This window comes from Pseudomonas berkeleyensis (genome assembly GCF_014109765.1).
Classification (GTDB): Bacteria; Pseudomonadota; Gammaproteobacteria; order Pseudomonadales; family Pseudomonadaceae; genus Aquipseudomonas; species Aquipseudomonas berkeleyensis.
In genome coordinates this window covers 1028930-1050923 of record NZ_CP059139.1, presented here as the reverse complement: position 1 = coordinate 1050923, position 21994 = coordinate 1028930, and the positions used below count along the sequence as shown (strand labels likewise).

Sequence of the window (21994 nt, the reverse complement as noted above, 5' to 3'; positions counted from 1 at the left end):
TCCATGGTGGCCCCTTTGTTCCATGAGCCGCCGGAGCCTAGCTCCGACGTCCCGTTATGAGGTGACCGATGCCCGAGTTCAACGCCCCGCTGCGCGATATGCGCTTCGTCCTCCATGAGGTCTTCCAGGCGCCCAGCCTGTGGGCACGCCTGCCGGCCCTGGCAGACACCGTCGATGCCGACACCGCCGACGCCATCCTCGAAGAGGCGGCCAAGGTCACCGGCAGCCTGATCGCCCCGCTCAACCGCAGCGGCGACGAGGAAGGCGCGCAATGGGTCGACGGCGACGTGCGCACTCCGACCGGTTTCCGCGAAGCCTACGCCACCTACACCGAGGGCGGCTGGGTGGGCCTTTCCGGCAACCCAAATTACGGCGGCATGGGCATGCCCAAGATGCTCGCCGTGGCCTTCGAGGAAATGCTCTACGCCGCCGGCTCCAGCTTCGCGCTGTATTCGGCGCTGAGTTCCGGCGCCTGCCTGGCCATCGACGCCCACGCCAGCGAAGACCTGAAAACCACTTACCTACCGCCGATGTACGAAGGCCGCTGGGCCGGCTCCATGTGCCTGACCGAGGCCCATGCCGGCACCGACCTGGGCATCATCCGCACCAAGGCTGAACCACAAGCCGACGGCAGCTACGAGATCACCGGCAGCAAGATCTTCATCACCGGCGGCGAGCAGGATCTGACCGAGAACATCATTCATCTGGTACTGGCCAAGCTGCCGGATGCCCCGGCCGGGCCGAAAGGCATCTCGCTGTTCCTGGTGCCCAAGGTTATGGTGAATACCGATGGCAGCCTGGGCGAGCGCAATGCGGTGAGCTGCGGCTCGATCGAGCACAAGATGGGTATCAAGGCCTCGGCCACTTGCGTGATGAACTTCGACGGCGCCACCGGCTATTTGATCGGCGAGGTCAACAAGGGCCTGGCGGCGATGTTCACCATGATGAACTACGAACGACTGTCCATCGGCATCCAGGGCATCGGCTGCGCCGAGGCGTCCTACCAGTCGGCAGTAGCCTATGCCCGCGAGCGCATCCAGAGCCGTGCCGCCACTGGCCCGGTGAACCACGACAAGATCGCCGACCCGATCATCGTCCACGCCGACGTGCGCCGCATGCTGCTGACCATGAAGGCACTCAACGAAGGCGGCCGCGCCTTTGCCTGCTACGTTGGCCAGCAGCTCGACCTGGCCAAGTACGCCGAGGACACCAGCGAGCGGCAGAACGCCGAAGCCCTGGTCGCTCTGCTGACGCCAATCGCCAAGGCGTTCTTCACCGATAACGGCCTGGAGGCCTGCGTACACGGCCAGCAGGTGTTTGGCGGCCATGGCTACATCCGCGAGTGGGGCCAGGAGCAACTGGTACGCGACGTGCGCATCGCGCAGATCTACGAAGGCACCAACGGCATCCAGGCGCTCGACCTGCTCGGGCGCAAAGTGGTCGCTAACGGCGGCGCCGCTCTGCGTCTGTTCGCCGGCGAAGTTCGCGACTTCGCCCACGCAAACGAATCGCCTTACGGTGATCACCTGGTGGAAGCGCTGGAGCGTCTGGAGGCGGTCAGCGGCTGGCTGCTGGAACAGGCCAAGGCCGACCCCAACTCGGTCGGCGCCGCCTCGGTGGAGTACCTGCACCTGTTCGGTTATGTCGCCTACGCCTATATGTGGGCGCGTATGGCCGCCGTGGCGCAGAGCAAGCACAGCGAGGACGAAGCTTTCTACAGCAGCAAGCTGGCCACCGCCGAGTTCTTCTTCGCCCGCCTGCTGCCGCGCACCCTGAGTCTGGAGGCGAGCATTCGCGCCGGTAGCCAGCCGCTTTACGGTCTGGCCGCCGAGCAGTTCTAAACGTAGGGCGGGTGCACCCCGCCACCACCAAACCGGCGGATTGCACCCGCCCTACAGGATTGAGCGTTCGCGCGGCGTCAAGCCGCGCTTTTTTATTCAAACCTCGGCTGCGCCATGTTCAGCCGACGAGGAGCCTCTATGCGTGAAGTCGTAATCGTCGCCGCCTGCCGTACCGCCATCGGCAGCTTCCAGGGCGCGTTAAGCCGTATTCCAGCCCCGCAGCTGGGCGCCGCGGTGATCCGTGAACTGCTGGCCCGAACGGGGATCGACGGCGAGCAAATCGACGAGGTGATTCTCGGCCAGGTACTCACCGCAGGCAGTGGGCAGAACCCGGCGCGGCAGAGCGTGATCCTCGCCGGCCTGCCGCACACGGTGCCGGCCATGACCCTGAACAAGGTCTGCGGCTCCGGCCTCAAGGCGGTGATCCTCGGCGCTCAATCGATCCAGTGCGGCGACGCCGATATCGTCATCGCCGGCGGCCAGGAGAACATGAGCCTGTCGCCCTACGTCATGCCAGGCGCCCGCAACGGCCTACGCATGGGCCATGCGCAACTGGTCGACACGATGATTCAGGATGGTCTGTGGGATGCCTTCAACGACTACCACATGGGCATCACTGCCGAGAATCTGGCCGAACAATACGGCATCGACCGCGCCGAACAGGACGCCTTCGCCCTGCGCTCGCAGCAACGCGCCCAGGCCGCCATCGAAGCTGGTCGTTTCACTGGCGAGATCGTCCCGGTAGACATCCCGCAACGTGGCCGTGAACCACTGAGCTTTAGCCAGGACGAGCAGCCGCGCGCCGGCACCAGCCTCGACAGCCTGGGCAAACTACGCTCGGCGTTCAAGAGCGACGGCACGGTGACTGCCGGCAACGCCTCGACCCTCAACGACGGCGCCGCCGCCGTGCTGCTGATGAGCGCCGAGAAAGCCGCCGCACTGAACCTGCCAGTGCTGGCCCGCATTGCTGCCCACGCCAGTGCCGGGGTCGACCCGGCCGTTATGGGCATCGGCCCGGTGTTCGCCAGTTGCAAGGCGCTGGAACGAGCAGGCTGGAGCCTGGAACAGCTCGACCTGATCGAAGCCAACGAAGCCTTCGCCGCCCAGGCCATCGCCGTCGGCCGCGAGCTGCACTGGGACAGCGCCAAGGTCAACGTCAATGGTGGTGCCATCGCCCTCGGCCACCCCATCGGCGCCTCGGGCTGCCGCATTCTGGTCAGCCTGATCCACGAAATGCAGCGCCGTGAGGCCCGTCGCGGCCTGGCCACGCTATGCATCGGCGGCGGTCAGGGTGTGGCCCTGGCCATCGAACGCTGAAACAATCGCCACCACAGCACAAGAACAAGAGAAACCTCATGCGAACCCTGACCACCCTGACCGGCAACAGCCAGAAACTCGACGGCGGCGCCATGTTTGGCAACGCGCCCAAGGCCCTTTGGCAACGCTGGATGCCCGCCGACGAACTGAACCGTATCGACCTCGGCTGCCGCGCCCTACTGGTACAGGAAGACGAGCGCAACATCCTGGTGGAAACCGGCATCGGCGCCTTTTTCAGCCCGGAGCTGAAACAGCGCTTCGGCGTGCAGCAAGATTGTCACGTGCTGCTGGACAGCCTGGCCGCGGTGGGCCTGAGCGATGCCGATATCGACATCGTGGTGCTCACCCACCTGCACTTCGACCATGCCGGCGGCCTGCTCGCCGCCTGGCAGGCCGATCAGCCGCCACGCCTGCTGTTTCCCAATGCCCGCTTCATCACCGGGCACCGCCAGTGGCAACGGGCGCGCCAGCCTCATGCACGCGACCGTGCGTCCTATATCCCGGAGCTGCTCGATCTGCTCGAAACCAGCGGCCGCCTGCATCTGGTCGATGAAACCGAGCGCTGCGAACTGCTCGGCCCGGACTGGCGCCTGCACTGGAGCGACGGCCACACGCCCGGCCAATTGCTGCCGGAAGTGGCCATGCCGGGCGGTCCGGTGGTATTTCCCGGCGACCTGATTCCCGGCGCGCCCTGGGTGCATCTACCGATCACCATGGGCTACGACCGCTTCCCCGAAGGCCTGATCGAAGAGAAGGAAGCGCTGCTGGCCGATCTCCTGGCTCGTGGTGGACGCCTGGTATTCACCCATGATCCGGATGTCGCTATGGGCCGGGTAACGCAGGACGAAAAAGGTCGCTACGGGCTCGATGAAGCGGCGAACGCGGCACATCTGCTGGCAAACTGACGCCATCAGGTCTTGACGTCTACGTCATGCAGCGCGAGCATGGCCGCTTGTTTCAGCCGTGGTCACGACCACAGCAGCGCCCCAGGGAGGGATCGCGTCTGCTGGCCACAGCCCTCCGACAGCCCTGGGGAATCGCTTCATGAGCCTGGCCTCTGTACGCGCCTTCTTCGCCGCCAAGGCGCCCGACATTCCGATCATCGAGTTGCAGACCAGCACCGCCACCGTCGCGCTGGCCGCCGAAGCCCATGGCGTTTCGCCAGGGCAGATCGCCAAGACCCTGGCCTTTCGCATCGCCGAACGCGACGTGCTGATCGTCACCCGTGGCGATGCACGCATCGACAACCGCAAGATGAAGGAATGCTTCGGCGCCAAGGCGCGCATGCTCGATGCACAGACGGTCATCGAACTGACCAGCCATCCGGTCGGCGGAGTCTGCCCCTTCGGCCTCGCGACGCCACTGAACGTCTACTGTGACCGCTCGCTGCTGGCCTTCGAAGAAGTGCTGCCGGCAGCCGGCGCCACCCACAGCGCCGTACGTATCACCCCGCAGCGCATGGCCGAACTGGTCGATGCCGAGTGGATCGATGTCTGTCAGGAAGTGGAAACCGAGGCGTTCTGAGCAGCCCTCACCGGACTGAAGATCTTCAGTGAAATCCGCTCAGAACCACTATCAAACCGAATCCGGGATGATCGATGCACTGGCCGGTCGGCAAAGCACCCAGTCATGCAGCAGCACGCGCAACTCGTCGAACTTCACTGGTTTGGCCAAATAGTCGCTCATGCCGGCAGCCAGGCAACGCTCACGGTCTCCGCTATGACTGTGGGCGGTGATCGCCAGCACCGGCACGTCAGCGCAACCCGGCAGCGCGCGCAACGCACGGCAGGTGGCGAAGCCATCCATTACCGGCATCTGGCAATCCAGTAGCACGGCGTCGACGCTCTCCTGGCGCAGTAGTTCGAGGGCCTCGGCGCCATTGTCGGCGGTGCGCACCCGATAGCCGAGCTTGAGTAGCATGCCGCGCGTTACCAGCTGGTTGATCGCATTGTCCTCGACGATCAGCACGGTGCACTGCTGGGCCTGGCGCTGCAGCACACTGCCGGTTCGCCGTGGCGGGCGCGCCGCGGTGCTCGCCGGCTGCTGTGCCGGTAGCGTCAACGGCACGTCCAGGCGGAAGCGGCTACCGACGCCAGGCACTGACTCATGCTCCAGCGCGCCACCCAGCAGGTCGACCAGGTGCCGACAAATCGCCAGGCCAATACCCAGGCCACCGTACTTGCGAGTCATGGAACCATCGAGCTGATGGAAACGCTGGTAGAGGTCACTGTCACTGAGTTCGAAACCGATACCGGTATCGCTCACCAGCACACTCAACGGCAGGTTGTTGCCGATATGACCGCCGGGGCCGACCTGTAGGGTCACGCGGCCTTCGCTGGTGAACTTGATCGCGTTGTCCAGCAGATAACCGAGCGCCTGAGCCAGTTTGGCGGCGTCGCCTTCCAAGGTGTCGGGCAGGCTGTCATCCAGTTCCAGCGTGAACGTCAGGCCTTTGTCCTCGGCACGCGGCGCATATTGGGCGCGCAAGCCATCGAACAGCCCACGCAGACTGAAGGTCTCACGCCGTGGGTAGAGCTTGCCGGCCTGCAACTCGGTGAGGGCGAGGATATCGTTGACCATGCGCATCATGTCGCGCGCAGATGCCGCCGCGGTCTTCTGGTACTGCTCCAGCTCGACGTCCATCTTCACCGTCTGCATCAGCTCCAGTGAGCCGATCACACCATTCATCGGCGTGCGCAGCTCATGGGTGACGGTGGCGAGGAATTCATCCTTGAAGCGGTTGCTATCAGCCAGTTCCTGGTTGAGCGACTCGAGCTTGCGACCGGCATCCTGCAGGATACGCGTGCGCTCTTCCTTCATCGCATTGATACGGTCGGCCAGCGCCAGCGACAGCAGGCCCACCTCCAGTGCTGAACCGATCTGACTGGCGTACATGGTGAGAAACACGTTGGGCAAATAGCCCAGCACCATCAGCGTGTTGACGATGCCGCCGGCGAGAAAGGCGGTCCAGGCGAAGATGAAGTAGCGCGCCACGCGCATGCCGCGCAGCCAGGCGAGGATGCCGGCCGAGAAGATCAGTACGGTGAAACCCAGCGCCAGGTAGGTCGCCAGACGCAGCGCCGTGGCATAGCTGATGGTCAAGGACAGGATCATCACCAGCGCGCCACCGCCCATCAGCAGCATCAGACCACGGTCGACCCAGGGGCTGTGCTCGGAGGTATGCAGAAAGCTGCGGGCGAACTGGCAGCCGAACAAGGCGGCCGAGCCGATCAGAAAGGGAGTCGCAGCGTTGGCCCACCACGGGCTGTTGGGCCAGAAGTATTCGATGCCCGCGCCATTGACCGACACCTGATACAAGCCGAACGAGGCGATATAGAGAATGTAATAGAGGTAGCTGGTATCGCGAACGCTGAGGAAGATGAACAGGTTGTATACCAGCATCACCAACAGCACGCCGTAGATGATGCCAAGCACGTAGATGCGCCCCGGCTGCTCTTCCAGGTAGGCATTCGGCGCCCACAGCGTCAGCGGTGCCTGAATCGAGCCCTGGCTCTCCAGGCGCAGATACAGACGCTGAGCCTGCTCTGGTTGCAGATTCAACTCGAACAGGTAGTTGTTCTGCTTGATCTGCCGGCTGTCGAACGGCAGCGCGTCCCCCGTACGCTGGGCCAGCTGGAAGCGACCCTCGTCATCGGGCAGATAGAGTTCGATGTGATCGAGCGGTGGGTAGCTCAGTTCCAGCAGCCAATTGCGCGCGCCCTGGGCCTCCTGCGGCTGGTATTCAAGATCCAGGCGCAGCCAGAACACCGAACGCGAATAGCCGGCATTGAGCACAGGCTTGTCGTGCAACCGGAAGCTGCCTTGCAAGGCCGGTGAGGCGACGTCATCGATGCTGGCGTCGCCGCGTACATCCTCGAAGACATAGATCGCCTGTCCCAAAGGCAGGCTGCGGCTGTGCTCGTCGAACACCAGGGCGCTGGCCAGGCCAGGCATCAAGCAAAAGAGACAAAGCAGGAGGTAGCGCATGCGGCCCGGCCAGAACCCTCTACGACGTGCCGGGAGCCGCCCGCTCACCGCTTCGCACGCCGTCCTGGGCAGAGTTATCGTTAGCGCCGCACTCTAGCACAGGCACTGAAAATCAGCGTCAGGCCACACTTGATCCAGCCGACAGATTTTTCATCGCGCGGCGCCCTGCCGCAGCCGACCAGGCGGTCTCGTCGTGGTGATTTGGTGGTAAGCTCGCCCGCCATGAACATGACCCATTCCCGCCCCGTAGTGCTCTGCATGTCCGGTCACGACCCCAGCGGTGGTGCCGGCCTGCAAGCCGATATCGAAGCCCTGCTGGCCCAAGGCTGCCACGCCGCCCCGACGGTGACCGCCCTGACCGTGCAGGATACCGTCGACGTTTCCGACTTCCGCGTGCTCGACCGTGACTGGGTGCTGGCCCAGGCTCGCACCGTGATCGGCGATCTACCCGTGGCCGCCGTCAAGCTCGGCATGCTCGGCTCGGTCGAGATGGTCGACACCGTGCTCGACGTGATGAGCCAGTTACCTGGCGTTCCGCTGGTTTGCGACCCGGTGCTGCGTGCGGGTGGTGGCGGCGCGCTGGGCAAGGACGAAGTCGGCTACGCCATGCGCGAGCGGCTGTTCGCTGCCTCCACCATCGCCACACCGAACCTGCCGGAAGCGCGCATCCTCGCCGAACTGCCCGACGGCAGCGCCGACGAGTGCGCTGAAAAGCTCCTGCCGTTCATCGAGCACCTGCTGATCACCGGTGGGCACGGCGACGAAACCGAAGTGCACAACCGCCTGTATTGCCGCGACGGCAGCCGCCACGACTTCACCTGCCCGCGCCTGCCGGGCAGCTACCACGGTTCCGGCTGCACACTGGCCAGTACCCTGGCCGGCCGCCTGGCCCTGGGCGAGGAACTGGTCAGCGCCGTACGCAGCGCTCTCGACTACACCTGGCGTACCCTGCGTGACGCCGAGCAACCCGGTCGCGGCCAGTACATTCCGCGCCGCCTGCCGCTAGATTTCTCGCAATGAAGAGCCGCTTCGTGAGCCTGCGCGGCCTGTATGCGATCACCGACACGCCGCTGCTGGCCGACGGCAAGCTGCTGCCTTATACCGAGGCAGCTCTGCGCGGTGGCGCGCGCCTGTTGCAATACCGCGACAAATCCGGCGACGCCGGGCGCCGCCTCGACGAAGCTCAGGCCCTGGCTGAGCTATGCAAGCAACATGACGCCACCCTGATCATCAACGATGACCTGGAGCTGGCCGCCCGCCTCAACGTCGGCCTGCACCTGGGTCAGGGCGATGGTTCTCTGGCCGCCGCACGCGCTCGTCTCGGCGAGGATGCCGTGATCGGCGGCACCTGCCACGCGCAGCTGGAGCTGGCCGAGCGCGCCGTCGCCGAAGGCGCCAGCTACATCGCCTTTGGCCGCTTCTTCAACTCCCACACCAAGCCCGGCGCCCCGGCCGCCACCGTGGAGCTGCTGGACGAGGCCCGTGCACGCTTCGCCCAGCCCATCGTTGCCATCGGCGGCGTGACCCTGGAAACCGCTCCCGGCCTGATCGCCCGCGGCGCCAGCATGGTCGCCGTGATTCACGCCCTGTTCGCCGCGGACTCCACCACCGAGGTGGAAGACCGCGCCCGCGCCTTCGCCGCGCTGTTCGTTTGATCCATTTCAGAGAGAACTTGCCATGTCCCGCTCCGAGATCCTCTTCGCCAACGCCCAGAAACACATCCCCGGCGGCGTCAACTCGCCGGTGCGCGCCTTCAAGAGCGTCGGCGGCACGCCGCTGTTCTTCAAGCATGCCAAAGGTGCCTATGTGACGGACGAGGATGACAAGCGCTATGTCGACTATGTCGGCTCCTGGGGCCCGATGATCCTCGGCCACAGCCACCCGGACGTGCTCGATTCGGTACGCCGCCAGTTGGAGCACGGCCTGTCCTACGGTGCGCCGACCGCACTGGAAACCGAGATGGCCGAACTGGTGTGCAGCCTGGTGCCGTCGATGGACATGGTGCGCATGGTCAGCTCCGGCACCGAGGCGACCATGAGCGCCATCCGCCTGGCCCGTGGTTACACTGGCCGCGACAGCATCATCAAGTTCGAAGGCTGCTACCACGGTCACTCCGACAGCCTGCTGGTCAAGGCCGGCTCCGGCGCCCTGACCCAGGGCGTGCCGAACTCCGCGGGCGTGCCGGCGGCCTTCGCCAAACACACCCTGACCCTGCCGTTCAACGACATCGACGCCGTGGCCGAGTGCCTGGCTCAGGTCGGCCAGGAAGTGGCCTGCATCATCGTCGAGCCAGTGGCCGGCAACATGAACTGCGTACCGCCGGCGCCGGGCTTTCTCGAAGGTCTGCGCGAGCAGTGCGACAAGCACGGTGTGGTATTGATCTTCGACGAAGTGATGACCGGTTTCCGTGTCGCCCTCGGCGGAGCCCAGGCGCACTATGGCGTTACCCCGGATCTGACTACCTTCGGCAAGATCATTGGCGGCGGCATGCCGGTCGGCTGCTTCGGTGGCAAGCGCGCGATCATGGAATGCATCGCCCCGCTCGGCCCGGTCTATCAGGCCGGTACTCTGTCGGGTAACCCGCTGGCCATGGCCGCCGGCCTGACCACCCTGAAGCTGATCAGCCGCCCGGGCTTCCACACCGAGCTGACCGATTACACCACGCGCATGCTCGACGGCCTGCAGCAGCGCGCCGATGCCGCCGGTATCCCCTTCGTCACCACCCAGGCCGGTGCCATGTTCGGCCTGTACTTCAGCGGCGCCGACGACATCGTCACCTTCGCCGACGTGATGGCCAGCGACAGCGCGCGCTTCAACCGCTTCTTCCATTTGATGCTTGATGGCGGCGTGTACCTGGCGCCGAGCGCTTTCGAGGCTGGCTTCACCTCCATCGCCCATGGCGAAACGGAGCTCAAGCTGACGCTGGACGCTGCTGAACGTGCCTTCGCCGAACTGAAGAAAGCCTGAACCTGACCCAGGCTGGCAGCCAACCAGCCTCCAGCGCCTGCCAGCCTGGGTAAAGACTTTGTAAGATTGTGCCGACTTACTCCATAATGCGAAGGCCGGCGTGCTCTACGCCCGCCTGCTTCCGTAACCCGCCCCGAACCGTTGAGGCACCGCTATCCAGATGAACCGCACCGGCCGCACCCTGTCCCTGGGCTGCCTGTTGCTTTTCCTCCCGCTGTTTGCACTTGCAGGCGGCAACTCCCTGCTGATCCCTGCCAGCGGCAGCTGTGCGCTGAACGCTACGCCTGAAGACATGCCAGACGCCCTCGCCAGCTGCCAGGAAATGGCACGCGCTGGCAACATGCAGGCGGCCTACGAGCTGGGCGAGTATTACTACGACGGCAAACGCACCCCACGCGACTTCAAGCAGGCGCTGACCTGGTTCGAACGTGCTTCGCTGCAGGGGCATGCCGAAGCTCAACTGCGCCTGGGCACCATGTTCTTCCGCGGCGAAGGCGTGCCGGCCAACAATGTGCAGGCCTACATCGTATTGAAGATGGCTTCGGTCAACGGCTCGGACGAAGCGATGGACAGCGCCGATCTGGTTTCGGCGCAGATGCGTCGCGATGAGCTGGAAATTGCCAGCCAGGTTCTGGGCCAGATCTTCCGCAGCTACCTGCTGGAATTGCAGACCGCCGAAGGCCGCTCGCCCTTCTCGCCGCTGCCTTGATCGTGCGCATCGTTTCAGGTGCGCGCGGCGTACCCTACAAAAGCGCTCTCACTTCTCCGGCATCGGCATGGGGAACGGCATCACATTGCCGCCGCCCTTGGCCTCGCTGATCTTCGCTGTGCCCAATCGCTCCACCTCGTCGATACGGATGATCGCGTGCATCGGCACGAAGCTGCGTACCACACCTTCGAACTGCGCCTTGAGCTTTTCCTCGCTGGGATCGACCACCAGTTGGCTGCGCTCACCGAAGACGAATTCCTCCACTTCCAGAAAGCCCCACAGATCGCTCTGGTAGATCTGCTTGGCGTACATTTCATACACCTGGCCCTGGTTGAGAAAAATCACCTTGTAGATGGGGTCACGCTTGCTCATGAAGGCTCGAAGTCAGGAAAAACGGGGCGCGCAGAATAGCACAGCACGCCCATCCAACACCGCTACCCGCCCAACGGATCAGCATCAAGGACGAAATCCCATGCCTGCATTTCAGGTGCTTTGCACCCTGCTACTGGCCACACTGCTGACACTTTCCGCTCAGGCGGCGGAGAAGGATTGCTCGGAGAACGCGTTGCGTCGCCCATTGGTAGACGCGCTTGTCTCCCGTGGCGACTACGCGGACGCCATCGCGCGCCTGGAACAGGTGCAGCGGCAACAGGACGCCTGCCTCTACGACACCTTCGATGCCAACTGGTACTGGCTGCGCAGCGACCTCTCACTCGCCTACCTCAAGGCTGGCCGTGAGCAGGATTGCCTTGTGCTACTGGGGCGCTTGATCGATAACCCGGCCAGCCCATGGGACATCCAGCAGCATCTGGAGCAGGATGATCGCCTCCAGCACGCCTTGCGAACCAATCAACGCCTCTGTCATGCAGCGCACGAGCAACGCCTGAGCGCCTATCGCGCAACGCCCTGCCCACAGCCGGCCGAGGGGGCAATAACCAGCATCGCCAACACTTCTGGTAACTGTCTGGTGCTGCTACATGCTCCCGCTGCGCAGTCCTGCCCACACATAGAGGAATGGCGCGCTGGCCAGCGCCTGCGCCAACTGGCTCCTGCCGCAGGCGACAACGACAGCCCGCTGGCTGACACCTCACGCTGCTGCAGCATCCAGACTCTGAGCGTCACTACTGACGGTGACCAGCAGCATCTGCGCCTGCAAGGCGAAGGCCGCGACTGCTATGGCGGCAGCGCCTATGACCTGATCGACGCGCTGTATCTCTTGCACGATGACCAGTTGGTACTGGAGCAAGATTACTCACGCACCCGTTGAGCGGTAGCGCCACCTCCGGCACACGCCTATAATACGCGGTCATTTTTTAACCACCTCAGACACAGCCATGACCAAGAAGCTCTATATCGAAACCCACGGTTGCCAGATGAACGAGTACGACAGCTCGCGCATGGTCGACCTGCTGGGCGAGCATCAGGCCCTGGAAGTCACCGAGCGGCCGGAAGAGGCCGACGTCATCCTGCTCAACACCTGCTCGATCCGCGAAAAGGCTCAGGACAAGGTGTACTCCCAGCTCGGCCGCTGGCGCGAACTGAAGCAGGCCAATCCGGATCTGGTGATCGGCGTCGGCGGCTGCGTGGCCAGCCAGGAAGGCGCGGCGATCCGCGATCGCGCGCCCTATGTCGACGTGGTCTTCGGCCCGCAGACCCTGCACCGTTTGCCGGAAATGATCGACGCTGCCCGCGTGACCAAGACTGCCCAGGTCGACATCAGCTTCCCCGAGATCGAGAAGTTCGACCGTCTGCCCGAGCCGCGCGTCGACGGCCCCAGCGCCTTCGTTTCGGTGATGGAAGGCTGCAGCAAATACTGCACCTTCTGCGTGGTGCCCTACACCCGCGGCGAGGAAGTCAGCCGCCCGCTGATCGACGTGCTGATGGAAATCACCTCCCTGACCGAGAAAGGCGTGAAGGAAATCACCCTGCTCGGGCAGAACGTCAACGGCTACCGTGGCGAGACACCGGAAGGCCGCATCGCCGACTTCGCCGAACTGCTGCATGCGGTGGCGCTGGTCGACGGCGTCGAGCGCATCCGCTACACCACCAGCCACCCGCTGGAGTTTTCCGACGCGATCATCCAGGCCCACGCCGAAATCCCGCAGTTGGTGAAGTACCTGCACCTGCCCGTGCAATCCGGCTCGGATCGCATTCTGGCGGCGATGAAGCGCAACCACACTGCGCTGGAATACAAGTCGCGCATCCGCAAGTTGCGCGCCGCCGTGCCGGACATCCTGATCAGCTCGGACTTCATCGTCGGCTTCCCCGGCGAGACCGAGAAGGACTTCGAGCAGACCATGAAGCTGATCGAGGATGTCGGTTTCGACTTCTCCTTCTCCTTCATCTACAGCTCGCGCCCTGGCACACCGGCAGCCGACCTGGTCGACGACACCCCGGACGAGGTTAAGAAGCAGCGCCTGGCCCTGCTCCAGCACCGTATCAATCAGAACGGTTTCGAGAACAGCCGACGCATGGTCGGCACGGTGCAGCGCATCCTGGTCAGCGATTACTCGAAGAAAGATCCGGGCATGCTCCAGGGCCGCACCGAGCAGAACCGCATCGTCAACTTCCGCTGCGACGACCCACGCCTGATCGGCCAGTTCGTCGACGTGCACATCGACGACGCCCTGCCCCACTCCCTGCGCGGCACCCTGCTCAGCGAGTCGAACCTGCACTGACGCCCCCGACCAAAGCCTGATCCGCCTACGCTTTCCCAGGTAGGCGGACAGCGTTATGCTTGCCCCTCACTCCCAGCCGAATGGCAGTCAACACAAGACCTTGAACGCTTCCCTAGAACCCCATCGTTTCACCCTCGAACCTTTCGAGGCCCGCCGTTTCGCCAACCTCTGCGGCCAGTTCGACGAACACCTGCGTCTGATCGAAGAGCGCCTCGGTCTGGAAATCCGCAACCGCGGTAACCAGTTCGAATTGCTGGGCGATGCCGAGAAAGCTCAGGCCGCCGAACAGTTGCTGCGCAAGCTGTACCGCGAGACCAAGGCCAGCGAACTGTCACCCGATCTGGTGCACCTGTATCTGCAGGAGTCCGGGGTCGAAGAGCTGGTCAACCCCAGCAATCTGCCGCAGGTCACCCTGCGCACGCGCAAAGGTGTGATCAAGCCGCGCGGCGCCAACCAGCAGCGCTACGTCAAATCGATCCTCGACCACGACATCAACTTCGGCATCGGCCCGGCCGGCACCGGCAAGACCTACCTGGCAGTCGCCTGCGCCGTCGATGCGCTGGAACGCGAACAGGTGCGCCGCATCCTGCTGGTGCGCCCGGCAGTCGAGGCCGGCGAGAAGCTCGGCTTCCTGCCAGGCGACCTGGCCCAGAAGATCGACCCCTACTTGCGCCCGCTGTACGACGCACTGTACGAAATGCTCGGCTTCGAGCATGTGGCCAAGCTGATCGAGAAACAGGTGATCGAGGTTGCCCCGCTGGCTTACATGCGCGGCCGTACCCTTAATAACAGCTTCATCATTCTCGACGAAAGTCAGAACACCACCGTCGAGCAGATGAAGATGTTCCTCACCCGTATCGGTTTCGGCTCCACCGCCGTGATCACCGGCGATATCACCCAGGTCGACCTGCCGCGCGGCACCAAGAGCGGCCTGACTCACGTCATCGACGTGCTGCGTGACGTACCGGGCATCAGCTTCACTCATTTCAAACCCAAGGATGTGGTGCGCCACCCACTGGTACAACGCATCGTCGAAGCCTACGAGCGCCACGACAACCGTCTGCACGGCAAGGTCGACAACAACGATGCTTGAGCTCGACCTGCAGCTGGCCAGTGACGGCCAGCACCCGGATGAGGCGCAATTGCGCCGCTGGTGCGAACTGGCGTTGCGCCAGCGCACGGCTGACTCCGAGCTGACCATTCGCCTGGTCGACGAAGCCGAAGGCCGCGAGCTGAACCACACCTGGCGGCACAAGGACTACGCCACCAACGTATTGTCCTTCCCCGCCGAGATTCCCGATGGAATTCTCGACATTCCGCTGCTGGGCGACCTGGTGATCTGCGTGCCGGTCGTCGAGCGCGAAGCCGCCGAGCAAGGCAAGACGCTGGAGGCGCACTGGGCACACCTGGTGATCCACGGCTGCCTGCACCTGCTCGGCTATGACCATATCGAGGAAGAAGAAGCCCTCGAGATGGAAGAACTGGAACGACAATTGCTCGCTGAACTGGGTCATCCCGACCCGTATGCCGGCGACGAGTAACCCCTCTCTCCTTTTAAGGAACCCCGAGTAAACGCCATGAGCGAAGATCGATCGAGCAACGAGCAGAAGTCCTGGTTCAACAAGCTGACCCAGGCTTTTGCTCATGAGCCGAGAAACCGCCAGGAACTGCTGGAAGTCCTGCGCGAAGCCCACCAGAACAAGCTGCTCGACAGCGAGGCACTGGCCATCGTCGAGGGCGCCATTCAGGTCGCCGACCTGCAGGTACGCGACATCATGGTGCCGCGCTCGCAGATGATCAGCATCAAGGCCACCCAGACGCCACGCGAATTCCTGCCTGCCATCATCGACGCCGCACACTCGCGCTACCCGGTGATCGGCGAAAGCCTCGACGACGTGATCGGCATCCTGCTGGCCAAGGATCTGCTACCGCTGATCCTCTCCGGTGAACAGCCGGACTTCAACCTCAAGGACATGTTGCGCCCGGCCACCTTCGTGCCCGAGTCCAAGCGCCTCAACGTGCTGCTGCGCGAGTTTCGCGCCAACCACAACCACATGGCCGTGGTCATCGACGAGTACGGTGGCGTCGCCGGCCTGGTGACCATCGAGGACGTGCTCGAGCAGATCGTCGGTGACATCGAAGACGAGCATGACGTCGAGGAAGACGGCTACATCAAGCCGCTGCCATCGGGCGACTTCCTGATCAAGGCGCTGACGCCGATCTACAGCTTCAACGAGAGCTTCGGCAGCGAATTCCCCGATGATGAGTACGACACCGTTGGCGGTCTGGTGATGAACGCCTTCGACCACCTGCCCAAGCGTAACGAAGTCACCGAGATCGGTGAATTCCGCTTCCGCGTGCTCAACGCCGACAGTCGCCGCATCCACCTGCTGCGCCTGACCCCGCTGAATCGTTGAGCCTGACGCCTCGTCATGGCCGCACACAGGGCCGTGACGAGGCGTTTTTGCAGCCTTGCAAAACACTGCCACGAAATTCCCCATTGGTGCCTTCCCGAGGCGCTGATTCCGCTCTACCCTTGCGCCACCGCTTTCCTAGGACTTGCCCATGCTGCAATGGATGACCCGTTCGGGCTGGCCCGGCCATCTCGCCGCCCTGGTTGCCGGCGCCATCGCGCCACTGGCTTTCGCCCCCTTCGATATCTGGCCTTTGGCTGTGCTCTCCATCGCCGTGCTGTACTTCGGCCTGCGCGAGCTGCGCCCGGGACAGGCTGCCCTGCGCGGCTGGTGCTACGGTTTTGGCCTGTTCGCCGCCGGCACCAGTTGGGTGTATGTCAGCATTCATGATTACGGCTCCGCCTCACCGGCGCTCGCCGGCCTGCTGACGCTGGGCTTCGTCGCCATTCTGGGTCTGTTCTTCGCCCTGATGGCTGCCCTCTGGGCGCGCTGGATACGTCGTAGCGAAGCACCACTGGCCGACTCCCTGGCATTCGCCGCCCTGTGGCTGGCACAGGAAGTCTTCCGTGGCTGGTTCCTCACCGGTTTCCCCTGGCTCTATGCCGGCTACAGCCAGTTGAGCGGCCCGCTGGCCGGCCTGGCGCCGATTGGCGGCGTATGGCTGATTTCCTTCGTGCTGGTGCTGGCCGCCGCGCTGATCATCAACCTCAATACGTTGCGCCCGAACAAGCCGCGCTACGTCACAGCAGTGATCTTGCTGTTAGCCCCCTGGGCGCTGAGCCTGGCATTGCAGGATCGCGACTGGACACAAACCGCTGGCGAACCACTGAAAATCGCGGCAGTCCAGGGCAACGTGGAACAGAGCATGAAGTGGGATCCGGCGCAGTTGAATGCTCAGCTCGCCCTGTACCGTGACCTCAGCTTCAGTGCCAAGCCGGTGGATATTCTGGTCTGGCCGGAAACCGCGATCCCCGTACTCAAGGACATGGCGCAAGGCTATATCGGCGTGATGGATCGCTTCGCGCGTGACCGCCAGAGCGCGCTGATCACCGGCGTGCCGGTACGCCAGAGCAATGCCGAGGGTGAATTGCGTTATTACAACGCCATCACCAGCTTCGGCGAAGGCCAGGGCACCTACCTGAAGCAGAAGCTGGTGCCGTTCGGTGAGTATGTGCCCTTGCAGGAAGTACTGCGCGGGTTGATCGCCTTCTTTGACCTGCCGATGTCCGACTTCGCTCGCGGCCCTGCAGGTCAATCGCCGCTGCTGGCCAAGGGATACCGGATCGCACCGTTCATCTGCTACGAAGTGGTGTACCCGGAGTTCGCCGCTGACTTGGCCGCGGACAGCGACATCCTCCTGACCGTGAGCAACGATGCCTGGTTCGGCAGCTCGATCGGCCCGCTGCAGCACTTGCAGATGGCGCAGATGCGCGCGCTGGAGGCCGGTCGCTGGATGATCCGCGCCACCAACAACGGCGTTACCGTGACCATCGACCCGCACGGCCGTGTGCAGCAATGGCTGCCGCAGTTCCAGCAGGCCGTGCTGTATGGCGAGGTGGTACCGATGCAGGGGCTGACGCCCTACCTGAAATGGCGCATCTGGCCGCTGGCGATTCTCTGCGCCCTGATCCTGGGCTGGGCATTGCTGGCCAGTCGTATGGCCAAGACGCTGTAAAGCTCTACCCCCTATGGGAGCCCGCCAGACGGCTCCCGTAGGGTGCGCCATGCGCACCGATCGAAAACGGGCCCGTAGGGCGGACTGGAACGCCAGCCGCTCGTAGCCTCAGCCCTGTAGGGCGGACTCAGGAGCCTCAGCGAACAGTCCGCCAAGCATACCGAACCATCCCAATGGCGTACTGCCTGCGGCGAGTACGCCCTACTCCCTCTCACCTTGCCCGTACACCAGCGGATAGACCGCCAGACCAATCGCCTCGTTGAGCAGCATGCTGCTCTGCCAGATCACCCGGGACTCCGGCAGCCAGCCACCCAGCGGCCGCTCATAGCCGGCACTGAGAAAGCCCATCGGGGCAGTGATCACGTCGAAACCAGCCTGCTCGAAACACCAGCGCGCCCGCTGCATATGCCAGGCCTGGGTCACCAGCACCACACGACGCACGCCCTGTGGCTGCAGCAGCTCGGCGCTGAGCACGGCGTTCTCCCAGGTGGTGCGGCTTTCCTCCTCCAGCCAGCGAATCGGCAGACCGTAGTCACGCTGCATCGCATCAGCCATCAACGCCGCCTCGCTGGGCGGCTGCCCATAATGCAGGCCGCCGGAGGCCGCCATCGGCAAACCTGAGGCCCGCGCCAATCGCGCCGCATAGCGCAGCCGCTCCAGCGCCATCAAACCAGGCTGATCGGCACCGCCCCAGCCCGGATCATTCTGCTCACGCCCCGCACCGAGAATGACGATGGCATCGGCACGCTGCGCCAGCGTCGTCCATTGTTCTTCAGCCAACACCGGCTCGCGCTCGAGCAGCCCGGCGCTCCACTGCATCACGGCCGGCAGGCTCATCAACCACAAGCCGCCAACCCCCGTAGCCAGACAGGCGGCAGCCAGGCGTGGAAACGAGCGGCGCAACCACCAGGCCAGCAGGATCAGCAGCAGCAGAATGCCTGGCGGCATCAGCAGTTGTTTGAGGATGTAGCGAATCGGCATCAGGCACCTCCAAGGGCGCCCAAGCCTAGCAGGTTGTTGAAAACGTAGGCGAGGCAGCCAGCGCAAGGCAAAAATAGGCGAGGACGCGGAGTTTACGAGCTGTAAATGAGCAGTCCGAGCCTGTTTTTAACGCCGCGATGGCAACGTAGGTAGTTTTCAATAGCCTGCTAACGGGAATTGCCGCTGCGAAACAGCTTCGAGCCACAAGCCTGACACGCTTGTGCATCCTGCCCGCGATGCCAGCTCACAGGCGTACCACACAAGGCGCAGCACAGCGCCTGACGACGCTTGGGCAGTGGTTTGACCTTGTTCACCGGCCGACTGGCGCGCAGTGGTTGCCGCTGAATCAGTGCCAGTTCTTCAGCGGCAGCATGCCAGCCACGCAGCCAGTGCAGGTCACGATTGAGGTAGGCACGAATCAGCTCCAACTCGGCGGGGCTAAGGCCATCGAGTTCCAGATCGCGCAGCGGCTCGGCATGCAGGCGACTGGCGGTGTCGGCCTCCTCGAGTGCCAGGGCGAGTCGATGCAGCAGCCGCTCATACAGACCGCCACCTCGCTCCACCTGCCGTGCATTAGTCATTCGAAACCTCGCAAGGCCCAAGACTCGCAGCCCTTGAGTCAAGCTTAGCGAAGGCACCGCAAGCAGCCGGCTGCCGCGACCAACGGCGGCCACGGGGCAATCTGGGTTTCCCTCGATAGACGGCGCTCATGTATGCTACGGCGTTTTCCGCAAGCCCCATTCCTTCAGCGCCAGAGCCATGCACGAACAGTACTCGCCCCGTGAAATAGAAGCCGCCGCGCAGTCCCACTGGGACGCGCAGAAATCCTTCGTCGTCAGCGAACAGCCCGGCAAGGAAACCTTCTACTGCCTGTCGATGTTCCCCTACCCCAGCGGCAAGCTACACATGGGGCACGTGCGCAACTACACCATCGGCGACGTGATCGCCCGCTACCAGCGCATGCTCGGCAAAAACGTCCTGCAACCGATGGGCTGGGACGCGTTCGGCATGCCGGCGGAAAACGCCGCGATGAAGAACCAGGTCGCACCGGCCAAGTGGACTTACGAGAACATCGAATACATGAAGACCCAGCTGAAATCGCTGGGTCTGGCCATCGACTGGACACGTGAAGTCACCACCTGCAAACCGGACTACTACCGCTGGGAGCAGTGGCTGTTCACCCGCCTGTTCGAAAAAGGCGTGATCTACCGCAAGAACGGCACCGTGAACTGGGATCCGGTCGACCAGACCGTACTGGCCAACGAGCAGGTCATCGACGGCCGTGGCTGGCGTTCGGGCGCGTTGATCGAAAAGCGCGAAATCCCGATGTACTACTTCAAGATCACCGCTTATGCCGATGAGCTGCTGAGCAGCCTGGATGAGCTCGATGGCTGGCCGGAACAGGTCAAGACCATGCAGCGCAACTGGATCGGCAAGAGCTACGGTGCCGATATCGCCTTCGACTACGACGTCGCCAGCATCGGTACCAGCGGCCAGCTCAAGGTCTACTCGACCCGCCCCGACACCCTGATGGGCGCCACCTACGTGGCCGTGGCCGCCGAGCACCCGCTGGCCCAGCGCGCAGCCGAGAACAGCGCCGAGCTGCAGGCCTTCATCGCCGAATGCAAGGCCGGCTCCGTGGCCGAGGCCGACATGGCCACCATGGAGAAGAAAGGCCTGGCCACCGGCCAGTTCGTCATCCACCCACTGACCGGCGACAAATTGCCGGTGTTCGTCGCCAACTACGTGCTGTGGGGCTATGGCGAAGGTGCGGTAATGGCCGTGCCGGCACATGACGAGCGCGACTTCGAATTCGCCAACAAGTACGAGCTGCCGATCAAGCAGGTCTACACCGGCGAAGGCAAGGACTACGACGCCACTACCTGGCAAGCCTGGTACGGCGACAAGGATGGCCTGACCACCATCAACTCCGGCAAATACGACGGCAAGACCTTCACCGAAGCCTTCGACGCCATCGTCGCCGATCTGGAAGCCAGCGAGCACGGCGCGCGCAAGACCCAGTTCCGCCTGCGTGATTGGGGTATCAGCCGCCAACGCTACTGGGGCTGCCCGATCCCGATCATCCACTGCGAGACCTGTGGCGACGTACCAGTGCCGGAAGATCAATTGCCGGTCGTGCTGCCAGAAAACGTAGTGCCGGACGGCGCGGGTTCGCCGCTGGCCAAGATGCCCGAGTTCTACAGCTGCACCTGCCCGAAATGCGGCAGCCCGGCCAAGCGTGAAACCGACACCATGGACACCTTCGTAGAATCGTCCTGGTACTTCGCCCGCTACGCCAGCCCGCACTACGACAAGGGCATGGTCGACCAGAAAGCCGCCAACCACTGGCTGCCGGTCGATCAGTACATCGGTGGTATCGAGCACGCCATCCTGCACCTGCTGTATGCGCGCTTCTTCCACAAGCTGATGCGCGACGAAGGCCTGGTCACCTCCAACGAACCGTTCAAGAACCTGCTGACTCAAGGCATGGTGGTCGCCGAAACCTACTACCGCACCCTGGAAAACGGTGGCAAGGACTGGTTCAACCCGGCCGACGTGGAAATCGAGCGTGATGCCAAGGCCAAGGTCATCGGCGCCAAGCTCAAGAGCGATGGCCTGCCGGTGGAAATCGGCGGCACCGAGAAGATGTCCAAGTCGAAGAATAACGGCGTCGACCCGCAATCGATGATTGATGCCTTCGGCGCCGACACTTGCCGCCTGTTCATGATGTTCGCCTCGCCGCCCGACATGAGCTGCGAATGGTCGGACTCCGGCGTCGAAGGTGCCAACCGCTTCCTGCGTCGTGTCTGGCGCCTGGCCCACAGCCACGTGAGTGCTGGCCAACCAGCCAAACTCGACATCGCCACCCTGAACGATGAGCAGAAAGCCGTGCGCCGCGCCATTCACCTGGCCATCAAGCAGGCGAGCAACGATATTGGCCTGCACCACAAGTTCAACACTGCTGTCGCCCAGGTGATGACACTGATGAACGTGCTGGAAAAAGCCGCTACCGCGACCGAGCAGGATCGTGCGCTGGTTCAGGAAGGCCTGGAAACCGTCGCCCTGATCCTCGCCCCGATCACCCCGCACATCAGCCATGAACTGTGGCGCGAACTGGGCAAGCAAGGCGCGATCATCGACGCCAGCTGGCCGCAGGTCGACGAGTCCGCCCTGGTGCAGGACAGCCTGACCCTGGTGGTACAGGTCAATGGCAAGCTGCGCGGGCAGATCGAAGTGCCGGCCAGCGCCAGCCGCGAGGAAGTCGAAGCCGCCGCCCGTGGCAACGAGAACGTGCTGCGCTTCACCGAAGGCCTGAGCATTCGCAAGGTCATCGTGGTGCCGGGCAAACTGGTCAACATAGTCGCCAACTGATTAAGCTCGGCGCCACGGCAACGTGGCGCCGTGATCCGCCAAGGGGATATGAG

At 63.7% G+C, this 21994-nt stretch carries 19 protein-coding genes; 15 read left to right on the top strand and 4 right to left on the bottom strand.

Annotated features, from left to right (window positions below):
• Window positions 1-68: 68 nt before the first annotated feature.
• The 4 genes from HS968_RS04820 to HS968_RS04805 all read left to right on the top strand — a co-directional run bounded on the left by HS968_RS04820 (window position 69) and on the right by HS968_RS04805 (window position 4682).
• Window positions 69-1841 carry an acyl-CoA dehydrogenase C-terminal domain-containing protein gene (locus tag HS968_RS04820; RefSeq protein ID WP_182370404.1) on the top strand — a complete coding sequence of 591 codons (1773 nt, stop codon included), beginning with the start codon at window positions 69-71 and terminating at the stop codon, window positions 1839-1841.
• Window positions 1842-1979: 138 nt separating this feature from the next.
• Entirely contained in the window at window positions 1980-3158 is a 1179-nt protein-coding gene (locus tag HS968_RS04815) for an acetyl-CoA C-acetyltransferase (RefSeq protein ID WP_182370403.1), read from the top strand.
• A gap of 38 nt (window positions 3159-3196) precedes the next feature.
• A complete protein-coding gene (locus tag HS968_RS04810; RefSeq protein WP_182370402.1) occupies window positions 3197-4063 on the top strand; it encodes an MBL fold metallo-hydrolase in 867 nt (288 codons plus the stop codon).
• Between the two features lie 139 nt (window positions 4064-4202).
• A complete protein-coding gene (locus HS968_RS04805; protein WP_182370401.1) occupies window positions 4203-4682 on the top strand; it encodes a YbaK/EbsC family protein in 480 nt (159 codons plus the stop codon).
• 51 nt (window positions 4683-4733) lie between these two features.
• Here the strand turns inward: HS968_RS04805 and HS968_RS04800 are convergent, their stop codons facing one another.
• The gene (locus HS968_RS04800; RefSeq protein ID WP_182370399.1) at window positions 4734-7145 is read right to left on the bottom strand and encodes a hybrid sensor histidine kinase/response regulator; all 2412 of its coding nucleotides are present in this window, start codon (window positions 7143-7145) and stop codon (window positions 4734-4736) included.
• 222 nt (window positions 7146-7367) lie between these two features.
• On the opposite strand from HS968_RS04800, the gene HS968_RS04795 reads away from it, so the two are divergent.
• From HS968_RS04795 to HS968_RS04780, 4 genes are all read left to right on the top strand, one after another.
• Window positions 7368-8165 carry a bifunctional hydroxymethylpyrimidine kinase/phosphomethylpyrimidine kinase gene (locus tag HS968_RS04795; protein WP_182370397.1) on the top strand — a complete coding sequence of 266 codons (798 nt, stop codon included), beginning with the start codon at window positions 7368-7370 and terminating at the stop codon, window positions 8163-8165.
• Window positions 8166-8176: 11 nt separating this feature from the next.
• Window positions 8177-8800 (top strand): thiamine phosphate synthase, encoded by a 624-nt coding sequence (gene thiE / locus HS968_RS04790; RefSeq protein WP_179625156.1) that lies wholly within the window; start codon window positions 8177-8179, stop codon window positions 8798-8800.
• Window positions 8801-8822: 22 nt separating this feature from the next.
• A complete protein-coding gene (gene hemL, locus HS968_RS04785) occupies window positions 8823-10112 on the top strand; it encodes a glutamate-1-semialdehyde 2,1-aminomutase (protein WP_182370395.1) in 1290 nt (429 codons plus the stop codon).
• A 160-nt stretch (window positions 10113-10272) separates the two neighbouring features.
• A complete protein-coding gene (locus HS968_RS04780; RefSeq protein WP_182370393.1) occupies window positions 10273-10821 on the top strand; it encodes a tetratricopeptide repeat protein in 549 nt (182 codons plus the stop codon).
• Window positions 10822-10869: 48 nt separating this feature from the next.
• Here the strand turns inward: HS968_RS04780 and HS968_RS04775 are convergent, their stop codons facing one another.
• Window positions 10870-11193, bottom strand: coding sequence for a DUF1820 family protein (locus HS968_RS04775; protein WP_106738865.1), 324 nt, complete (start codon window positions 11191-11193; stop codon window positions 10870-10872).
• Window positions 11194-11293: 100 nt separating this feature from the next.
• Here HS968_RS04775 and HS968_RS04770 point away from each other — a divergent pair, with 100 nt between their 5' ends.
• The 6 genes from HS968_RS04770 to lnt all read left to right on the top strand — a co-directional run bounded on the left by HS968_RS04770 (window position 11294) and on the right by lnt (window position 17588).
• The gene (locus HS968_RS04770) at window positions 11294-12088 is read left to right on the top strand and encodes a hypothetical protein (protein WP_182370391.1); all 795 of its coding nucleotides are present in this window, start codon (window positions 11294-11296) and stop codon (window positions 12086-12088) included.
• Between the two features lie 67 nt (window positions 12089-12155).
• Window positions 12156-13499, top strand: a complete 1344-nt coding sequence (gene miaB, locus HS968_RS04765) for a tRNA (N6-isopentenyl adenosine(37)-C2)-methylthiotransferase MiaB (protein ID WP_182370390.1) — start codon at window positions 12156-12158, stop codon at window positions 13497-13499.
• A 100-nt stretch (window positions 13500-13599) separates the two neighbouring features.
• Entirely contained in the window at window positions 13600-14592 is a 993-nt protein-coding gene (locus tag HS968_RS04760) for a PhoH family protein (protein ID WP_106742957.1), read from the top strand.
• Window positions 14585-15040, top strand: coding sequence for an rRNA maturation RNase YbeY (ybeY, locus tag HS968_RS04755; RefSeq protein ID WP_182370389.1), 456 nt, complete (start codon window positions 14585-14587; stop codon window positions 15038-15040). Before HS968_RS04760 ends, ybeY begins: the two co-directional genes overlap by 8 nt.
• 36 nt (window positions 15041-15076) lie before the next feature.
• Window positions 15077-15916: an HlyC/CorC family transporter gene (locus HS968_RS04750; RefSeq protein ID WP_182370388.1), complete on the top strand. Its 840-nt coding sequence runs from the start codon at window positions 15077-15079 to the stop codon at window positions 15914-15916.
• Window positions 15917-16067: 151 nt separating this feature from the next.
• Window positions 16068-17588 (top strand): apolipoprotein N-acyltransferase, encoded by a 1521-nt coding sequence (gene lnt / locus HS968_RS04745; RefSeq protein WP_182371575.1) that lies wholly within the window; start codon window positions 16068-16070, stop codon window positions 17586-17588.
• Window positions 17589-17789: 201 nt separating this feature from the next.
• Here lnt and HS968_RS04740 read toward each other — a convergent pair whose 3' ends face one another.
• Window positions 17790-18569, bottom strand: coding sequence for a YdcF family protein (locus tag HS968_RS04740; RefSeq protein WP_182370387.1), 780 nt, complete (start codon window positions 18567-18569; stop codon window positions 17790-17792).
• A 167-nt stretch (window positions 18570-18736) separates the two neighbouring features.
• Window positions 18737-19150, bottom strand: coding sequence for a hypothetical protein (locus tag HS968_RS04735; RefSeq protein ID WP_182370386.1), 414 nt, complete (start codon window positions 19148-19150; stop codon window positions 18737-18739).
• Between the two features lie 178 nt (window positions 19151-19328).
• On the opposite strand from HS968_RS04735, the gene leuS reads away from it, so the two are divergent.
• Complete coding sequence (gene leuS, locus HS968_RS04730; protein ID WP_182370385.1) at window positions 19329-21941, top strand: leucine--tRNA ligase; 2613 nt, start codon at window positions 19329-19331, stop codon at window positions 21939-21941.
• Window positions 21942-21994 lie beyond the last annotated feature (53 nt).

Bases quoted from the DNA above. Each gene is read 5' to 3' on its own strand.
- HS968_RS04780 (WP_182370393.1), top strand. From the start codon at position 10,273: ATGAACCGCACCGGCCGCACCCTGTCCCTGGGCTGCCTGTTGCTTTTC.
- HS968_RS04805 (WP_182370401.1), top strand. From the start codon at position 4,203: ATGAGCCTGGCCTCTGTACGCGCCTTCTTCGCCGCCAAGGCGCCCGAC.
- ybeY (WP_182370389.1), top strand. From the start codon at position 14,585: ATGCTTGAGCTCGACCTGCAGCTGGCCAGTGACGGCCAGCACCCGGAT.
- hemL (WP_182370395.1), top strand. From the start codon at position 8,823: ATGTCCCGCTCCGAGATCCTCTTCGCCAACGCCCAGAAACACATCCCC.
- HS968_RS04740 (WP_182370387.1), bottom strand. From the start codon at position 18,569: ATGCCGATTCGCTACATCCTCAAACAACTGCTGATGCCGCCAGGCATT.
- HS968_RS04775 (WP_106738865.1), bottom strand. From the start codon at position 11,193: ATGAGCAAGCGTGACCCCATCTACAAGGTGATTTTTCTCAACCAGGGC.
- miaB (WP_182370390.1), top strand. From the start codon at position 12,156: ATGACCAAGAAGCTCTATATCGAAACCCACGGTTGCCAGATGAACGAG.
- HS968_RS04815 (WP_182370403.1), top strand. From the start codon at position 1,980: ATGCGTGAAGTCGTAATCGTCGCCGCCTGCCGTACCGCCATCGGCAGC.
- HS968_RS04820 (WP_182370404.1), top strand. From the start codon at position 69: ATGCCCGAGTTCAACGCCCCGCTGCGCGATATGCGCTTCGTCCTCCAT.
- HS968_RS04810 (WP_182370402.1), top strand. From the start codon at position 3,197: ATGCGAACCCTGACCACCCTGACCGGCAACAGCCAGAAACTCGACGGC.
- HS968_RS04800 (WP_182370399.1), bottom strand. From the start codon at position 7,145: ATGCGCTACCTCCTGCTTTGTCTCTTTTGCTTGATGCCTGGCCTGGCC.
- HS968_RS04795 (WP_182370397.1), top strand. From the start codon at position 7,368: ATGAACATGACCCATTCCCGCCCCGTAGTGCTCTGCATGTCCGGTCAC.
- HS968_RS04735 (WP_182370386.1), bottom strand. From the start codon at position 19,150: ATGACTAATGCACGGCAGGTGGAGCGAGGTGGCGGTCTGTATGAGCGG.
- HS968_RS04770 (WP_182370391.1), top strand. From the start codon at position 11,294: ATGCCTGCATTTCAGGTGCTTTGCACCCTGCTACTGGCCACACTGCTG.
- HS968_RS04750 (WP_182370388.1), top strand. From the start codon at position 15,077: ATGAGCGAAGATCGATCGAGCAACGAGCAGAAGTCCTGGTTCAACAAG.
- leuS (WP_182370385.1), top strand. From the start codon at position 19,329: ATGCACGAACAGTACTCGCCCCGTGAAATAGAAGCCGCCGCGCAGTCC.